This is a genomic window from Desulfosporosinus sp. FKA (genome assembly GCF_002196785.1).
In the GTDB taxonomy this organism is placed as follows: domain Bacteria; phylum Bacillota; class Desulfitobacteriia; order Desulfitobacteriales; family Desulfitobacteriaceae; genus Desulfosporosinus; species Desulfosporosinus acididurans.
Map to the genome: position 1 here is coordinate 185,747 of NZ_NAHZ01000028.1, position 17,310 is coordinate 203,056.

The following is a 17,310-nucleotide window of genomic DNA, read 5'->3' on the forward strand; positions in this document are numbered from 1 at the left end:
AAAATATGCAGAAAAAAACAAAGAACTCTAATCATAGAATTCTTTGTTTGCTGCTAAACCTTAAGCTTCCTTTGAAATTACAACCTTGGAATTATAATACCCACAGTTTGGGCAAATATAATGCGGCAATTTCGGTTTATGGCATTGGGGGCATTCAATGTGGTTTGGTGCAGTGATTTTCCACATAGCCCGGCGTTTACGTACTCTTGATTTTGATTGGCGATGTTGCGGAACACCCATGATTACACCCCCTTTAGATACTCGTAAATCGATTAGTCATTAGCTTGCCATTTGGCCAATGCTGCAAGTCGAGGATCAACGACGTCCTCTTTACACGAACACGTGGTTTGGTTGAGATTTACACCACAGGTTAAACACAAGCCTCGACAATCCTCTGAACAGATAAACTTCATAGGCAAAGCTAACACAATTTGTTCAGAAATACGTTGCGTAATATCAACGTCATCCTTTTCTAAAAGAAGTGCTGATTCCAGCAATTCTTCCGTAGCTTGCGCAGGAAAAACCCATTCATCCTGGTAAGGTAAATTAAGAGGATAATCAAAAGGTTCTAAACATCTTCCACACACCACTTTAAGTTCCGTCTCAATTGTCCCCTTAACCAGCACTGCTTTATTTGTGTTGATTACCTGAAGTTGTACGTGTACAGGCGCTGAAAACGAGAATGTTTCTGTTCCCAATTCAAACGGTGAAAAATCTTCCGTTAAATCAAAATAGATACTTTCTCCAGATCTGTGACGAACCTGGGCAACATTCACTTTCACTTTAATTCACCCCAATACACATACTACATTATAGTTGGCACATTTTTCTTTGTCAAGGAAAACTCTTTACATCCTATTTTGCTGTCAATTCTTGAGCCTCGAGAGCAATCATCAATTCTTCATTGGTCGGAATCACCAGAACTCGGCACCTGGCATTCGGTTTAGAAACGTCGACTTCTTCACCCCGAACTTTATTTTTCTCTAAATCAAGTTCGATCCCAAAGAACTCCATGTTAGCGCAGATAGACGCACGTGTGCTCGCCGAATTTTCTCCAACTCCTGCTGTAAAGATAATGGCATCAAGACCGCCTAATTCAGCGGCATAGGCTCCAATATACTCCCGAACATCATGAGCAAAAATATCTAAGGCCAGCTGAGCACGGAAATTGCCCTGTGCTGCTGCAACTTCAATATCTCTAAAGTCACTGCTTACTCCTGAAACTCCTAAAGCACCACATTTGGTATTCAAGAATTCATTCATTTGGTCAACATTAAAGTTTTCTTTGTTCATAATATAGGTTACAATCGCCGGATCCAGAGCCCCGGAACGGGTACCCATGAGCAGGCCGTCTAAAGGAGTAAAGCCCATAGACGTTTCCATAGACTTTCCGCCCTTGATGGCGGAGATAGAAGCGCCATTTCCTAAGTGACAGCTAATTAATTTTAAGTCCTTAAGGGGCTTTTGGAGCAGAACGGCAGCCCGTTGACTGACATATTTATGGGAAGTTCCATGAAAACCGTATTTGCGAATGCCATATTTCTGATAAAGCTCATAAGGCAATCCATAAATATAACTATCCGGCTTCATAGATTGATGGAAAGCGGTATCAAAAACTGCAACTTGAGGAACGCCTGGCATGATAGACTGACAAGCTTTAATTCCAGCAATATTGGGCGGATTGTGTAAAGGAGCGAGTTCTATACATTCATCAAGTGCTTTCATTACTGTATCATCAATAACTACAGACTTCGAGAATTTTTCTCCACCATGAACAACCCGATGGCCTACTGCCGTAATTTCACTTAAATCTTTGAGGGCGCCGTATTCTGGAGATACCAGTTCTTTAAGCACAAGTTCTATGGCCACGGAATGATTCGGTATGCTCGTTTTCTTAACTTCTTTTTTACCCGAAGCAGTAGTATGAGTGAGAACTGACCCTTGAAGGCCAATACGCTCCACTAAACCCTTAGCAACCGGGTTATTAGTATTCATATCAATAGCCTGATACTTCAATGAAGAACTTCCACAGTTTATTACGAGAATTTTCATTTCTAATCCCCTTCGTTTTTTTCCGGTCTCACTTCGATTTCTGTTTTAGATAACCTTAGTCTTTCCGAAAAGTTTTTTATTTTTTCTAATTTCAACACTCCATATTTTTCCATCAACAATTTGTTTTTTACTAAGTGAGTGTAGCACAATTTTTTAGGTTATTTCAAGCCCTATCTCCATTTTTCTTCTAATTTCAGAAGATTGCGCTAACGTTTGCCACATCATTTCTTCCTCGTCACAACTTCTAGAGCCTGGCATTCTTCCATATAAATTATCAGAGAAGGGGAAGGAAGGGTGTGATTTTTAGTATGTCTGTCGTAATTCGTGTCTTAAGTTTAAGTTTCCTTGCCTTCGGCATGTTTATTTATCCTCAAGAAGTTCTGAATTCTGCCGCTGCAAGCTTAACCTTATGGTGGCGTTTTGTTCTCCCGGCCTTGCTTCCATTTTTTATTCTCTCAGAACTTCTCATGTCTTCAGGTTTTGTTCATTTTCTTGGTGTCTTTCTTGAATCATTTATGCGTCCTATTTTTCGCCTGCCGGGCCAAGCGGCCTTTGTGGTGGCAATGGGATATACCTCGGGATTTCCAATGGGAGCAGTTCTGACTGCCCGGCTCCGTAAATCCGGGGAAATATCCCGCATTGAAGGAGAACGACTTTTAGCATTCACCAACAACCCCAGTCCGGGGTTCATGTTTGGCGCAGTCGCCTCAGGAATGTTAGGCCAACCGGCGCTCGGGATCGTCCTAGCCGCTTCAGTGTATCTTGCCAATCTCTTGGTAGGATTTCTCTTTCGCTTTTACCGTAAAACCGCTTCCCCTGCTCAGCCGCTCAAATTCCCTTCCTTTAGACGTGCCTGGCAGGAACTAAAAACAGCTCAGCTCCAAGATAAACGAACCATTGGACAGATTCTCAGTGATTCCATTAAGCAAAGTTTTACTACAGTTCTTATGGTCGCTGGATTTATGGCCTTTTTTTCTGTAATTCTCCGTCTTCTGAATATTTGGCACATTACATTATTCTTAGCATCGTTGAGTCATTATTTTTTAAGGATAATCCCCATATCAATACACCAAGCCTTTTACAACGGCCTTCTCGAAATGACCATTGGCTGTCAGCAAAGCATCCAAGCAGTTCCGATTCTCAAACAGCAAATAGCCCTGCTAAGCTTCCTCATGGGGTGGAGCGGCTTATCTGTCTTCGCTCAAGTGATCGGTTTCATCAGCGGTACAGACTTACGGATCACACCTTTTATTGCAGCCAGAATACTTCATGGCATTTTCGCTTTAGGATTGAGTCAGCTCTTCTTAAACTACACTAAAATACCAGTCCTTGCTCTATCCCCACAAACATTAAGTCCCATGTCTCAGGCCTGGAATACATGGCATCTTAGTTTCCTCATATTTTTAGGAGCATCGGGTATTCTTTTTTCTCTTGCTGCAAGCCAGCGGCTGCGTCGTTAACTCTTACTAGTGAACTCGCTCAGTTAAAGTCGAACATCGGAGTTAAGAAAAAAGAGAAGAAGGAGCTTATTTCCTTTACTCCTCCTTCTCACTTTCAATGGTTGTCTTTTGTTCTTTGTCTTCCTTGGCAAGACTCTTTAATTCTTCATGATTCCTTCTTAACGATTGAAGGGTATCATACAAACTTTGCTCCACATGTTGAAGCATCTCATCAGCATATTGAACCGAACCTGCCTTAACATTATGAGCAAAGGTCTGAGCTTGTCTGACAATATCCTCTCCATAAGCCTGAGCTTGCTTCACAACCTCATGGTCAACAGCCATCTTATCAACGTAAGCTTTTCCCCGTTCCATAACTTTTTGAGCTTCAGCTTGCGCTTCATCGAGTATCCGTTGCCGCTCTTTCAGCACCCATTTAGCATTTTCCAACTCTTCCGGCAAAGCGGCACGCACACGATCAAGGAGTTCAAAAATCACGGCATCATCCACAAGTACTTTTCCTGTCATAGGAATCTTAGGCCCATGATCAATAATCTCTTCCACTTCATTAAGCAAACTCAAAACATCGTCTTCCACGTAAATCCTCCCCCTCGTTAGACATCCTTTCTCTGGATGTACCATACTTTTGTATCGCCATATAAACCGGTTTTTCGAATTTCCAAAGGAAAGAAAGCATCATCCACATCTAATGGTTCATCTTTTGCTGTTTCCGCAATGATAACACCGTTAGGTGCTAAGTAAATACTGGAACTTAGAGTTTTTAACGACTGAAGGACTAATTCTTTATGGTAAGGGGGATCTAAAAAAATCAAGTCATAGACTTCAGCTGAACAGTTTTCTAAGTACTTAAAAGCATCCATATGCAAGACTTTCGTCCTTGGCTCTAAGCCGAGACGGCCGATATTCTCCTGAATAACTTTAAGTGCATTATGGCTTTTTTCTACTAATACTGCCTCGCGGGCTCCTCGAGAAAGAGCTTCCAAGGCTAGGTTTCCCGTACCCGAAAACAGGTCTAAAACGCGGGCATCAATTACGCGTTCTCCTAAAACATTAAATATAGCGCCTTTAACTTTATCTGAGGTAGGACGCGTCAGCATTCCTTCGACAGCTTTCAGAATTCGTCCCCGCATCTCACCTGCTATGATTCTCATATACCCTCCAAACTCCATTATAGCAGAGCTTATTAAGCTTTTCAGCCAATAATTTGGTCAGTTAGACATTTTACGTTAAGTATAACATAAATACTCTGAACTCTTTCTCAATTTCTTTGAATATCATTTTTGTTTTTGCCCATACTATCTTTGGTATTCAATGATTTTGAAATGAGCATTGAATACTCTTCCCCCATCCAGCTCTTCCTTTCGTTTTTCCTCTCTGTTCACTGGGAGCTTAACAAAGCCCCAGTGACTTTTTTAAGCGGATATAACTAATCTTTATTCACTCTCATAAAGCAAGAAAAGGAGCCAAGAACAATGAATAAATCTCAGCTTTATCGCCAACTTAATGTCCAGGTTGACCTAGCAGTCGAAGCGCATCAGCTCCTTCGAGGGGAGAGCGGAGAAGAAATTCCGGGAGTCATTATGGATGAACAAACATTGGATCATGCCAAAGTAACTATTATTACGGTTGAAACCGACGAAGGAGTCGACGCCATCGGTAAACCAAAAGGACAATATATTACTATTGATGCTCCGGAAATAAGAACTAACGATTATTCTATCCATGATTCTATTACCCAAATATTAGCAGACCAATTAACTGAATTAATGGGCCTTAGAGACGATGCCAGTGTCTTGATCATTGGCTTGGGAAACTGGAATGCCACACCGGATGCCCTGGGTCCTCAAGTAATCAGTAAGACTATGGTGACACGTCACCTCTATCAACTTTCTCCCGACGATTTAAAAGGTAAACTGCGCAAGGTTAGTGCTATCTCCCCAGGTGTCCTTGGTACCACGGGAATTGAGACCGCCGAAATTATTCGAGGTATCGTTGACCACGTCAAACCCGATTTGGTGATTGCCATTGATGCCTTAGCGGCAGGTTCTCTGGAACGCATCGGCACCAGTATCCAGCTGGCCGATACAGGAATTCACCCTGGTTCCGGCGTTGGAAATCCTCGAGCTGGAATTAACGAAGAAACCGTCGGTTGTAAAGTAATTGCTATTGGCCTTCCGACTGTACTTAACGCTGCTATTATTGCCCACGACGCAGTTGAAGGTATTTTTAAAGAATTTGTAACTACTCCTTCTTTATATAAACTTTATAAAGGGATTAAACCTGAAGTCCTAAGCAAAATTATTGACGATGTACTATCACCTTTTCAAGGAAACCTCATGGTCACTCCCAAGGAAATTGATTCCCTGATTCAAACGACTGCCAAAATTATTGCCGGAGCACTAGCCATTAGTATCCATCCAGGAATCGATCGGGAGGATTATGAAAGGTATTTGCAGTGAACTCGTTCAGCTAAAGCTGAACATCGAGGCATCGGTGGGGAAGCCTACCCCCACCGATGCCAGGTATGGGAACCAGATTTAGATCAATTTACCTATGCGGGGCTTAAGGCAGCAAACGTGTAAAATCATCAGTGCCTTTGGGCCCTATTTGTTTATATAAGAAAAAGGCCAGGTTAAATTTAACCGACCTTTTTCAGGGAAACGTTATTGCGGTGTATTGGGAAAGCGTTTGTGTTTGCGATTGGCAATCCCAATCTCTTGAGCGACTTCATACTTGAATTTCTCTAATTCCGGTGTGAGTTGGACCATCGGTTTCGTTGACTTAGCCAAAGCTTACACCTCCATAGATTTTTTCAGTAAGGCAGCAGACCTACATCGCTGCTGCTTCGCTTTCAAACCCTTGCGCTTTGTTCTGATTCTAGTATTCTCATTCAGGCAAAATCAATACTCGGCAATTCTTACCAGGATTAAGTTTGGCCTTTTGCTTAATTGTTCCTAAAGACAACGACATGTCCTTAATGAACTCCAATCTTCTCAGGCGGAAACATTCTCTGAACTTCGTGAAAAAGCAACGTGAAATTTTCAGGATGGCGCAGAGCCTTTTGGACCATCTGATAGGCCTTTTCCACAAGTTGTCCGTCACGTGAAAAGTCCGCAAGATGTAATTGACCGAGTCCATGCTGACGAGTCCCCAAAAGTTCCCCCGTCCCGCGCAGACGCATGTCCTCCTCGGCAATTTTAAAACCATCTTCAGTCTGACAAAGAATATCCAAGCGGCGGCTTTGAGATTGTTCAGACAATAGAAAGCAATAGGATTGTTCACTTCCTCGGCCAACCCGTCCTCTAAGTTGATGTAACTGGGCCAAGCCAAATCTTTCCGCCGATTCGATGACCATAACTGAGGCGTTAGGAACATTAACCCCAACCTCAACCACAGTCGTTGCAACGAGGATATCAATGTTTCCCCTTTGAAACTCGGTCATAATTTCATCTTTTTCCGAACCCTTCATCTTACCATGCAATAATGCCACCCGACATTTGGAAAAGCGATTTTGAAGTTCAGAAGCCCTTTTGGTTGCTGAAATAAGGTCAAGAGTTTCCGATTCTTCAACTAACGGACACACGACATAAACTTGTCGGCCTATAGTTACCTGCTCTTCAAGAAATTTTTCTAATTTAGCACGACTGCGTTCCGTCAATTTCCTTGTAATGATTGATTTTCTGCCTACAGGCATTTCATCAAGAACGGAAAGCTGTAAATCTCCATAGAGAGTTAAGGCCAACGTTCTCGGAATCGGTGTAGCTGTAAGGACTAAGACATGAGAGTTATCACCTTTATTTTGAAGCATCGATCTTTGGCGTACGCCAAAACGGTGTTGTTCATCTGTGATCGCCAACCCAAGAGCTTTAAAAACCACCGTATCTTGAATTAAGGCATGAGTTCCGACAACGATCTCTGAGCTGCCATCCGCGATTCCAGCCAGAATGCCCTCTCTTTCACTTTTGCTTTGACTGCCCAGCAAGCAAACAACGGTGATTCCCAAAGGAGCGAACATCTTTTCCAGGGCTTGGTAATGCTGCAGGGCTAAGATTTCCGTCGGTGCCATCATGGCTCCCTGATATCCGGAGCCCACTGCCCGCAGCAAGGCCGCCATAGCTACTGCTGTTTTCCCCGAACCAACGTCCCCCTGAACTAATCGAGCCATTCCTTGAGGCTTGGCCATATCTTGAAATATTTCTTGAATCACACGCTGCTGAGCTCCGGTTAATTGAAACGGTAAATGTTCGCAAAAGCTCTGGATCAACGTTTCCCCTCCGGTAAGCGGCGGACTTCCAAGTCTGACTAACCCCTGGCGCAGATTGGCGAAGGCTAATTGTAAAAGCAGAACTTCCTCCCAAACCAAACGATCTCTTGCCTTTGATAAGCTTTCATAGTCTGTCGGAAAATGGATTTCGCGATGAGCTTTTGCTCGTTCCATCCACCCCTTGACCTCTTCCTCCGGAATTATCTCCGGAAAGATGTTGTCTGCCTCTTTCAGCACATATTGGATAATTCGGCGAATCGCCTTTGAAGACAAGCGGGCCGTCTCAGAATATACCGGTAAGATCGCAGGTGGGGGCGCTGATGAACGGGAAGACTCCTCAGTTTTATCCATTTCGATATCAGTTGCCAATATTTCCGGAATTTGTTGCTGCCAGCGCACTTTTCCCGTAACAACTACCCTAGTCCCTACCGGATATTGTTTAAGAATAAATGGCTGATTAAACCAAGTTGCCTGAACTAAACGCCCTTGTTGCTCAATGCTCAGCTTAACCACCTTTAGCTTGCCTCTGATAACTTGTCCCGCTGCAACGTTCCCCGAAACAGTGGCAACTTCTCCGTCTTTTAATTCAGAGATCATTCGTCTTCGACGATCTTCATATCTGCGGGGATAGTAGAGCAGTAAATCAAGGATAGTATCAATTCCTAATTTTTTAAGTTGTTTCGCTCTTTCCGGTCCAACTCCTTTGACAAATTGCAAGGATTTGCTGCTGTCAGCCTTTTTGGAGAGCTTAGGCTCTTTTTTAAGACATTCTTGCTTATGTAATTGCCTGTCTTCTTCCTGCCTTGTGGGAGTCTCTTGGGCCGCCGAGGGTGTTAAACGTTCTGCTAACCCTCTTTTAGCAGGAGAATCCTGATCCTGGTGAGAGCGATTTTCGGCTTCCAGCAACATTTCCTGCCGAAAGCGACGCAATTCAGAGAAAGCCTCTCGTCGGCGCAATGGACTCCAAGCGCCATAACTTTGGGCTAATTTTCTAAGTAATGCCATATCATACCCTGGAAATAATTGTTCGAGCCTAGGAAGTATTCCTCCCAGAAAGGAACTAAATCCTCCAAGGACCCCTGTATTCAAGAAACCTTGCTTTTCTTCAGCCATCAGCGCTTTTTGCAGATTGTTAAGAACAATCTCCACTTGATTTAATTTCATAGAAAATCAGCTCGAATTTTTCGGCCTGTTGGTGTTGCAGCAAGGCCGCCTTGAGCAGTTTCCTTTAAAGAACAGGACATTTGATGACCTATTTCCGCCATCGTATCAATAACCTCATCGATAGGAATGGCACTTTTTACCCCTGCAAGGGCCATCTCGGCAGCAGTAAGTGCAATCATTGCCCCTGTAGCGTTACGTTTCACACAAGGCACCTCAACAAGGCCGGCGACCGGGTCACACACTAGACCAAGCATTGACTTTAAAGCAATAGCAGCGCCATGAGCTGTTTGTCTTGGTGATCCTCCCGCCAGTTCCACAGCCGCTGCTGCAGACATGGCCGCTGCAGATCCGATTTCCGCCTGACATCCGCCTTCAGCGCCTGATACATTGGCTCTCTCGGTAATAATGATTCCTAATCCAGCTGCGGTAAACAGAGCGGAGAGCAATTCCTTTTCATCCGAATGAAAAATCTCTTCAAGAGTAAACAGAACTGCCGGCAAAACACCGCAAGAACCGGCAGTAGGCGCAGCGACAATTCTGCCCATAGAAGCATTGACTTCAGCCACAGCCAAGGCTTTAGCTATAACCCCGCTCATTACTTCTCCGATTAATGTACTTCCGCTTTTTCTATGTTCTTCAACTTTTGCCGCATCTCCTCCGACTAAACCCGAAGCCGAACGTCGTTTACCGCTCAGACCAATCTTAACAGACTCTCGCATGACCTTAAGATTATTTCCCATACGATCAAAGAGAGCCTCCTCGGACAATTCCAGCTCTTCAATTTGGTTCTGAAGAACAACGCTGCAAATTTTCAAACCCTTCGACTCAGCCTCAACAACCCAATCTTCATACGCGCGCATCCGTGCTACCTCCTATTCCAGTGGTTCAATGGCTAAGGCCTGCTTAATACTCGGAAGTCTCCGAGTTAATTCCAGTACAGCTTCCTCTATTTTTTGATCCGTCTCCAATACCATTAAAGCCTGGGCACCCTTCTTCTCACGGGAAACCCGCATCGTGGCAATATTAATCTGAGCCGTTGCTAAAAGTAGTGTCACTTGAGCCACTACCCCAGGCAAATCCTGATGTAAAATGACAAGAGTCGGGTAATCTCCATTAATACCCACCATAAAATTATTGATCTGCCGAATTAGAATAGCACCTCCTCCTATGGAGGAACCAATAACTATAACCCTTTCCTTTGAACCCGTTAAATCAAATTTTACAGTATTAGGATGAACATCGCCAAGGTCAGCCTTTTCAAAGCGAACCTTAAAGCCTCGTTCCTTGGCGAGTTCAGGTGCATCGGGTATTCTTTCATCATCCGGCGCCATTCCTATAAGGCCTGCGATTAAGGCCACATCTGTCCCATGACCCTTTCCCGTTTCGGCAAAAGAGCCATGAAGCGTGATAATTCCTTCAAGAGGTTCCTCTCCGAGAATTTTCCTAGCCATAGTACCTAAACGAACGGCACCGGCAGTATGTGAACTCGAAGGGCCAACCATAATCGGTCCAAGAAGATCAAAGACATTACTTTTACTCACTGTTCCATCTCCCACGATAAATCTCAGACATATCCTTTAAAAGCTTATACAGACAAAATTTTCTTTATTTATAAAGAAAACCTCCGGAAATTCCGGAGGTTAACCTATTCCACACCAAAGATATAATAGTAGAGTGGTTGTTTACCGGGGTGAGCCTCAACTTCCACATTTGAGTTTTCTTCCTGGAGCCAGGTTTTTAATTGTTCAACCTCTTGCAATTCCGTATCTTCTCCATAGAATATGGTAACCAAATCATGCTCTTTCCAGTCCATTTTTGCCAAAGTTGCTTTCGCAACTTCAAGAAGGCTTTGTCCTGTCTCAACAATGGTGCCCTCGACCAATCCCAGAATGTCTCCCGCAGAAATGTCAAGCTCTCCAAACTGTGAATCTCTGACTGCATAAGTCACTTCCCCGGAACGAACGTTCTTCAAGGCACGCTCCATATTTTGAAGGTTATCATTTCTTTCACCTTCAGGGTTCATATTCAAAAGCGCAGAAATTCCTTGAGGTACCGACTTGCTGGAAATCACATGAACTTCTCGATCCGAAATGACATCGTTTACTTGACGTGCTGCCAAAATAATATTTCCATTGTTCGGCAGGATAAAAACATTGTGTGCCTTCACTTTGCGAACGGCTGCTGCAAGATCCTCTGTACTGGGATTCATGGTTTGGCCTCCTAAGACCACTTCATCAACACCCAAACTTAAAAAAACATCCGCAATTCCTTGTCCCATGGCAACGGCAACGACACCATATTCTTTCATGGAAGTTAGTTCGTCAACCTCTGCCGATCCTGAAGATTTTGATTTCATGGCATGAGCCATAGCTTCATTTTGTTCCAACATATTGTGAATTTGAACTTGATGCAGGGAACCCCATTGAATAGCATAATCTAAAATCTTGCCTGGATTTTTTACATGGACATGGATCTTCACTACTTCAGGTGTCCCAACCACAAGCAAACAATCACCGCGGTTTAATAGATCCTGACGAATTCGCTCAACCTGCAAGTCCGTTCCCTTAACCAGAAATTCAGTGCAGTAAGGATATTCTAAATTCTCCAGCTGAATAAAGTCCTGATTTCCTTGATTCGGCTCCTTGGTTTGAGAAACTTCGGAATTGATCTTTTGCTCCTGCAGGATTGGAGCTTTTACGGTTTCACCGGTCAAAGCTCCAATCCATCCTCCCAAAATAATCAGGAAACCCTGGCCGCCTGCATCTACAACACCGGCCTGTTTTAAAGCGGGCAACATCTCAGGAGTTCTGGCAAGAGATTCCAGGCCCTTTTTATGAGCCTCTTGCAGCATATCTAAAAGCGATCCCCCTGCTTTAGCTTTACTAAGTGCAGCTTTGGCCGTTTCTCGAGCAACAGTAAGAATTGTTCCTTCGACCGGCTTCATCACAGCCTTATAAGCCGTATCTACTCCGGATTGCAAAGCCTGTGCCAATTGAAGAGGATTGGCCGTAACCAGCCCGTCCAAACCTTTGGCGATCCCTCGCAAAAGCTGCGAAAGAATAACCCCCGAATTCCCCCTCGCACCCATTAGGGAACCCATTGAAGCAGCACTGGCAACTTCACTAATTGAAACTCCTGCAGCCTTCTCAGCATCCCTCGCGGCCGATTGAATCGTTAAGAACATATTGGTTCCCGTATCTCCGTCAGGCACAGGAAAAACATTCAGGGCATCCACATCCTGTTTTTTTAACTCTAAGGCCTGAGCACCGGCGACCATCATTTGTTTCCACTCTTGGGCATTAAGAAGGCTCTTTGTATTTGAAACTGGTCTCAAAACAGTATCCCCCTACTCTTTTGCGCTACTCTAAAACGCGAACTCCTTGTACGTTCACATTCACTTGGGATACGTCTAATCCCGTAAGTTTCTCTGTAGTATAACGAACGCGTTCCATAACATTAGCAGCAACTTCAGAAATTCGAACACCATACCCCACCACAATATGGAGGTCAATGATAACTTCATTTTCATTCAGGGTTACAACAACCCCTCTGGCCAAGTTTTCACGGCCAAGTAAATCAACAAAACCATCGGTAATTTTGCGCGATGCCATACCAACTAAACCGTAACATTCAACGGCTGTAGCACCGGCAATAGTGGCGATCACTTCTTCCGAAATATCGATTTTCCCTAAGCCATTCATTATTTCCTTACCCATCAAGGACCCTCCCCTTCCAGCTTAGTCCACATGATTTCCATTTTACCAAGTAAATGAAAAATGTTCAAAGAAAACTTTAGATATTTTACTAAATTCACGAAAAATAAGCTTGCAAATAGTTTAAGATACAAGTATTCAGGAAATGCAGGGGGAAAACCTTGCCAATCTCTTCGACATTTGATAAAATATATAAGTGTCATTTCGGCTGCAAAGGAGGATTTAGAGCATGGCCAATGTTTGTGCAGTATGCGGCAAAGGGGTTGTCACCGGATTTCAAGTCAGCCACTCTCATATAAGAACAAAACGTACTTGGAAACCTAACCTGCAGAGCGTTCATGCTATTGTGAACGGTACTCCTGCCCGGATCAAAGTTTGCACCAGATGCTTACGTTCCGGCAAAGTCCAACGCGTTAGCTAATGAATTAAAAGCCCGACTACGTCGGGCTTTTTTCATACTCTCAGGCCCTCACGCCGCGAAACCCAACCATCAGCTTCACCTGCGCTAAAACCCGCTAAGCCGGGTTTTTTTTTATTCACTTCCCCGCACTATTTACCACTCTGTCCTTAAGAGCCTCTAAATCCACTTTAGAAAACAAATAATGTTCATTACAAAAATGACAAATTACTTCCGCCTTGCCCTCAGAGATTAAACCTTCCAGTTCCTCTGCACCCAGGGAAACCAAAGAATCCCCTAAACGTGACTTCGAACAGGTGCAAGAAAACCTGACAGACCGACGCTCCAGCACCTGATACGAAAGACTTCCCAGCAAACTGCCAAGGAGATCATCCATACTGTGACTCTCAGCCACTAATTCACTAATTCCAACCTTTATCTGCCCAAGTATATCTTCAAGGGCTTGAATATCCTCTTCCTGAGCTCCAGGTAAGGGCTGCATCAAAAAACCGCCGGCTCCGGCCACATGATAATCTTTTTCAACAAGCACACCAAGCAGCATAGCCGAAGGAATCTGTTCCGAGGTCAACAAATAATGAACCAGATCTTCCGCAACCTCTCCGCTCACCAGAGGAACCGTCCCCGTATAAACCTCCGTATAAACCTCACCATTCTGCAGACTCCGGCTCACAGCCAGTTCCCCGGCTCCCACCGCCGCCGCCACATCAAGCTTGCCATTAGGCTTCAAAGGCAAATCTACCCACGGTTCCCGCACATATCCCCGAACCTCTCCAAGAGCATTCCCCACGCTCACAACGCCTTGCAGAGGACCATCCCCCAATAAGCGCAGCGTAACACTCTCGTCCCCTTTCAGCGAACTCGCTAAAATAAGCGTCCCCGTCATCAACCGCCCCAAAGCCGCAGCAGCAACAGGAGACAACTCATGACGTCTCCGAGCCTCTTCCACCGTATCCGTCGTCCTGACCGCGACCCAGCGAGCCCGGCCCTCAAGCATCGTACCAATCCAAAGTTCATCTTGCTGCATTAATTCTTCGTCCTTTATAACATAATATTTATTATATACCTATAATATCTGAAGAGCTTTTGATTTACAAAGCTCAACCTCAACTTATTTCCACAATAAAAACAAATTCATCAAACCCACAAACAAAACCCAAGCGGCGCCCTCAGCGCCACGTTGACAGCGCAGCGCCTCAACGCCGTTCCCCACGTAATTTACAGTTTATTAGGTAAAAAACCACAGCAAATGTGCTAAAAAGAAACGAAACCAGCATATGCCGCTCCAGGTCGGAACAACTACCAGTTTCACTGTCAGTATATGCAATACTGTACTAATAGTCAATATTAAATTCCAGATTTTGTAAGAAAAATATAGAAATTAATCAAAAAGAAACCAGCACCCGCCGCTCCAAAACGGAACCACGACCAGTTTCGTTTAATAGTATATGTATTTCCAATACTTTCTATACACAAAGCTGTGGGGCCCTAGGCAAAGAGTTTTTCCTTACAAGATGAATACCAAACGCATTGAATCCATTTAGCCAATGTCTAGATGTCTTACTTTCAATTATGTTATATTTCTCTTTAATCCATCTTTCAAAATCATCATCAGGATCTTTAGCATTGAGATGTCGGTTATAATAATGCCTTGTGACACCTGCCATTATATCTGCTATTTGAATACCGGGTACAATCTTTGAGCTAACAAATAAGGGCATTTCTATTATATTGTAATAGTTCTGTACGCCATATACAAGATTATAGAACTTTTTGGATATTATTCATCACTACCAGCATCTTGACCATCGAAAATTATAGACACAGCTCTATGAGCTGTTTGGGCACAAGCATTGATTCGTTGAAGTAAGTATGTATAATGTGTTGCTAGCTTATCAGGATGAACATAGGGTTCATAATCGGGTTTTTCCATGACAATTGCATAAACGCTAATGTTTTCATTTTCGATAGTCTCAAAAAGTTTATCTGCAAATTCTTTGTTCCTTGTTCTGTCCGCACGCAAAGTCCTCGGTACAATAAAGTTCTTTGCTTTTATTTCTACTTCTTTACCACCTCCAAATACATCTAATTTTAATTGATATACTTGTCTAGTTATAGATCTAATATCATCAAGTTTAATACATGCTGCTAAAAGTACCGAGTGTTCGGAATCCTCAGTGGGCCTTGGAAAACTACTTTCGTCAATAAAAGCAAACATTTTTTCTCCTTATAAATACACAATTACCTTTAATTTGTAATTATCTTCAACATCAAGTTAGCTAACTCCTTTTAGTAAAAGATAAAATAACTTTTCTATAGGTAACAAGAAAAATGAACTTTCGTTTCTACCTCTAATAAGATTTCTTTTATAAGTCTTTATCTAAAACTGTTTAGCATACATTGAGATAAGTAAAAGCTTTTAACAGCATGTTTATCATCAGACTAGGAAAAAAGTTCAAATAATCGAGTGCCTCGAAATTTACACTTAAATAAAAATCAGTACCCCGACAAATCGTCAAAGTACTGATTTCACTGCATATTTGGCTGGCGGATAGAGTGGAATTCGAACCACTAAAGCCCTCGATGGACCCTGATCGATTTCGAGGGGAACAGCAGAACAATGGGTTACCCAATAAGCCAGCATCCCAAGCGGCGCCTTCAGCGCCCGTTGACAGCGCAGCGCCTCAACGCCGTCCCCCTCGTCCCCCCGCTTCAAAGCCCTACTCCCACCACTCCCTCGTCGACCCTTGACCAGGAGGGTGTGATTTTGCAGAGCGAACCATTCAGCAGAGGCGCGTCCAGCGCGCTTAGATTTCGAGGGGAACGGCGGGGCAATGGTTCACATCAGGTATTACCCGGAGGTTTTGCCCCGCTCCCCTCGGAATCAAGCGTGCTAGCGACGGCGCTGTGGTGAGCGGCGCAAATCACACCCTCCCCGCTAAAGCAACCACCAAAACCCATCCCTCATGAACCTCAATCCCCACGCTCTCTCCAAGACAAACATTGCTCACTCCCCGCGGAACATCCTGCCGCAAAACCCCCCGCTCCAGCGGATAATACAATCCCCGCGTACTCACAACAGCTTTCTCAGACAGAGCCAGCAAAGAAATCTCCTGCCCTTTGCACGTTGAAAATTCCTCCTGCCCCTGGAGAACCCACATCTCATGTTCAGGATCAACCAAACGAATGCGGATCCCTTGCCGGGCATAACCCAACATCAGGGCCAAATTGCCCATAAAATGATCAATACGTTTCCCCGCAGCACCATAGAGCCAAATATCCCGTTCACCCTCCGCTAAGGCTTTTTCCTTTGCCCGCAGAAGAGCCAATTCCAAATCCGTTTCATCTTTTTCACGGGGAAATTGTTCAATAAAGCAACCGGCTTTCCGGCACAGGGCTAAAGTTTCACTGGAAACCGAATCCAAATCCCCGATAAGCTGCTGCGGCATATACCCTGAGTTCAGAGCATGATTGGCACCTCCGTCAGCGCAGATCAAATAATCAGCCGTTTCCAGGACTTTCTTCCCCCATTCCGGGTCCCAACTGCCATTGGCCAGTACCACTATGTTCATCTTATTCACTCTGAACCGTACTAACTGCCCGCCGAAGTTTTTCTACGGCAAGCTTCGGATCGGCTTGACCAAATACCGCCGAACCTGCTACCAAAATATCAGCCCCCGCCCGAGCAGCTAAAGGTGCTGTCTCCAAATTGATTCCGCCATCCACCTCGACCACGCAGGAAGACTGCTTTTGTTCAATGTGATGATGAAGTACCTGAATTTTGGGAATCACGCTATTGATAAATTTTTGGCCCCCGAAGCCCGGATTCACCGTCATTAACAATACCATATCTAAATCTTCAAGAATATATTTAAGTCCGTCTAATTGAGTTGCCGGATTAAGGGCAATTCCTGCAGTTAGTCCCAGTTCCTTAATTTGTTGAACTACACGGTGGACATGGCGTGACGCCTCCAGGTGAAAGGTAATGTGATCCGCTCCTGCAGCGGCAAAATCTGCAATAAAACGTTCCGGCTCCTCAATCATCAAATGAACATCAAAGCGCATTTTGCTATGAGGCCTCAGTGCTTTGACCATCGCAGGCCCAAAGGTGAGATTCGGGACAAAATGCCCATCCATAACATCAATATGTAAAACCTCAGCACCGGCTTCCTCAACCAAACGAACGTGTTGACCTAAACGCGCAAAATCAGCAGACAAAATAGACGGGGCAAGTTGAACCAT

The 17,310-nt window shown here is 44.1% G+C and carries 19 protein-coding genes; 3 read left to right on the forward strand and 16 right to left on the reverse strand.

Annotated features, from left to right (window positions below):
- Positions 1–60: 60 nt before the first annotated feature.
- The 3 genes from rpmF to B5771_RS11415 all read right to left on the reverse strand — a co-directional run bounded on the left by rpmF (position 61) and on the right by B5771_RS11415 (position 2,052).
- Positions 61–240: a 50S ribosomal protein L32 gene (gene rpmF / locus B5771_RS11405; protein ID WP_014828530.1), complete on the reverse strand. Its 180-nt coding sequence runs from the start codon at positions 238–240 to the stop codon at positions 61–63.
- Between the two features lie 32 nt (positions 241–272).
- Positions 273–782: a DUF177 domain-containing protein gene (locus B5771_RS11410; RefSeq protein WP_088187611.1), complete on the reverse strand. Its 510-nt coding sequence runs from the start codon at positions 780–782 to the stop codon at positions 273–275.
- A gap of 73 nt (positions 783–855) precedes the next feature.
- Positions 856–2,052, reverse strand: coding sequence for an acetate kinase (locus B5771_RS11415; RefSeq protein WP_088187612.1), 1,197 nt, complete (start codon positions 2,050–2,052; stop codon positions 856–858).
- Positions 2,053–2,360: 308 nt separating this feature from the next.
- Here B5771_RS11415 and ylbJ point away from each other — a divergent pair, with 308 nt between their 5' ends.
- Complete coding sequence (ylbJ, locus tag B5771_RS11420) at positions 2,361–3,512, forward strand: sporulation integral membrane protein YlbJ (protein WP_088187613.1); 1,152 nt, start codon at positions 2,361–2,363, stop codon at positions 3,510–3,512.
- Positions 3,513–3,587: 75 nt separating this feature from the next.
- Here the strand turns inward: ylbJ and B5771_RS11425 are convergent, their stop codons facing one another.
- Positions 3,588–4,088: an ATPase gene (locus tag B5771_RS11425; protein WP_172408252.1), complete on the reverse strand. Its 501-nt coding sequence runs from the start codon at positions 4,086–4,088 to the stop codon at positions 3,588–3,590.
- Positions 4,089–4,105: 17 nt separating this feature from the next.
- Positions 4,106–4,663 (reverse strand): 16S rRNA (guanine(966)-N(2))-methyltransferase RsmD, encoded by a 558-nt coding sequence (rsmD, locus tag B5771_RS11430; RefSeq protein WP_088187614.1) that lies wholly within the window; start codon positions 4,661–4,663, stop codon positions 4,106–4,108.
- A gap of 321 nt (positions 4,664–4,984) precedes the next feature.
- Here rsmD and gpr point away from each other — a divergent pair, with 321 nt between their 5' ends.
- On the forward strand, positions 4,985–5,971 hold the full coding sequence (gene gpr / locus B5771_RS11435; RefSeq protein WP_088187615.1) for a GPR endopeptidase: 987 nt from the start codon (positions 4,985–4,987) through the stop codon (positions 5,969–5,971).
- Between the two features lie 204 nt (positions 5,972–6,175).
- Here the strand turns inward: gpr and B5771_RS11440 are convergent, their stop codons facing one another.
- The 6 genes from B5771_RS11440 to B5771_RS11465 form a co-directional block, all read right to left on the reverse strand.
- Complete coding sequence (locus B5771_RS11440; protein WP_140417726.1) at positions 6,176–6,301, reverse strand: small, acid-soluble spore protein, alpha/beta type; 126 nt, start codon at positions 6,299–6,301, stop codon at positions 6,176–6,178.
- Positions 6,302–6,486: 185 nt separating this feature from the next.
- Positions 6,487–8,940 (reverse strand): ATP-dependent DNA helicase RecG, encoded by a 2,454-nt coding sequence (recG, locus tag B5771_RS11445; protein ID WP_088187616.1) that lies wholly within the window; start codon positions 8,938–8,940, stop codon positions 6,487–6,489.
- On the reverse strand, positions 8,937–9,800 hold the full coding sequence (sdaAA, locus tag B5771_RS11450) for an L-serine ammonia-lyase, iron-sulfur-dependent, subunit alpha (RefSeq protein WP_088187617.1): 864 nt from the start codon (positions 9,798–9,800) through the stop codon (positions 8,937–8,939). The genes recG and sdaAA overlap by 4 nt, the downstream gene beginning before the upstream one ends.
- Positions 9,801–9,812: 12 nt before the next feature.
- The gene (sdaAB, locus tag B5771_RS11455; protein ID WP_047811113.1) at positions 9,813–10,481 is read right to left on the reverse strand and encodes an L-serine ammonia-lyase, iron-sulfur-dependent subunit beta; all 669 of its coding nucleotides are present in this window, start codon (positions 10,479–10,481) and stop codon (positions 9,813–9,815) included.
- Positions 10,482–10,585: 104 nt separating this feature from the next.
- The gene (locus tag B5771_RS11460; RefSeq protein WP_088187831.1) at positions 10,586–12,220 is read right to left on the reverse strand and encodes a DAK2 domain-containing protein; all 1,635 of its coding nucleotides are present in this window, start codon (positions 12,218–12,220) and stop codon (positions 10,586–10,588) included.
- A gap of 79 nt (positions 12,221–12,299) precedes the next feature.
- The gene (locus B5771_RS11465) at positions 12,300–12,656 is read right to left on the reverse strand and encodes an Asp23/Gls24 family envelope stress response protein (protein ID WP_047811112.1); all 357 of its coding nucleotides are present in this window, start codon (positions 12,654–12,656) and stop codon (positions 12,300–12,302) included.
- Positions 12,657–12,882: 226 nt separating this feature from the next.
- Between B5771_RS11465 and rpmB the strand changes: the two genes are divergently transcribed.
- Positions 12,883–13,074 carry a 50S ribosomal protein L28 gene (gene rpmB, locus B5771_RS11470; RefSeq protein ID WP_047811111.1) on the forward strand — a complete coding sequence of 64 codons (192 nt, stop codon included), beginning with the start codon at positions 12,883–12,885 and terminating at the stop codon, positions 13,072–13,074.
- Between the two features lie 115 nt (positions 13,075–13,189).
- Here the strand turns inward: rpmB and hslO are convergent, their stop codons facing one another.
- From hslO to rpe, 5 genes are all read right to left on the reverse strand, one after another.
- Entirely contained in the window at positions 13,190–14,095 is a 906-nt protein-coding gene (gene hslO / locus B5771_RS11475; RefSeq protein ID WP_088187618.1) for an Hsp33 family molecular chaperone HslO, read from the reverse strand.
- Positions 14,096–14,848: 753 nt separating this feature from the next.
- Positions 14,849–15,286: a DUF3800 domain-containing protein gene (locus tag B5771_RS11480; RefSeq protein WP_088187619.1), complete on the reverse strand. Its 438-nt coding sequence runs from the start codon at positions 15,284–15,286 to the stop codon at positions 14,849–14,851.
- Between the two features lie 297 nt (positions 15,287–15,583).
- Positions 15,584–15,784 carry a hypothetical protein gene (locus tag B5771_RS11485; protein ID WP_088187620.1) on the reverse strand — a complete coding sequence of 67 codons (201 nt, stop codon included), beginning with the start codon at positions 15,782–15,784 and terminating at the stop codon, positions 15,584–15,586.
- Positions 15,785–15,992: 208 nt separating this feature from the next.
- Positions 15,993–16,640 carry a thiamine diphosphokinase gene (locus B5771_RS11490; RefSeq protein ID WP_088187621.1) on the reverse strand — a complete coding sequence of 216 codons (648 nt, stop codon included), beginning with the start codon at positions 16,638–16,640 and terminating at the stop codon, positions 15,993–15,995.
- Position 16,641: 1 nt separating this feature from the next.
- A complete protein-coding gene (rpe, locus tag B5771_RS11495; protein WP_088187622.1) occupies positions 16,642–17,310 on the reverse strand; it encodes a ribulose-phosphate 3-epimerase in 669 nt (222 codons plus the stop codon).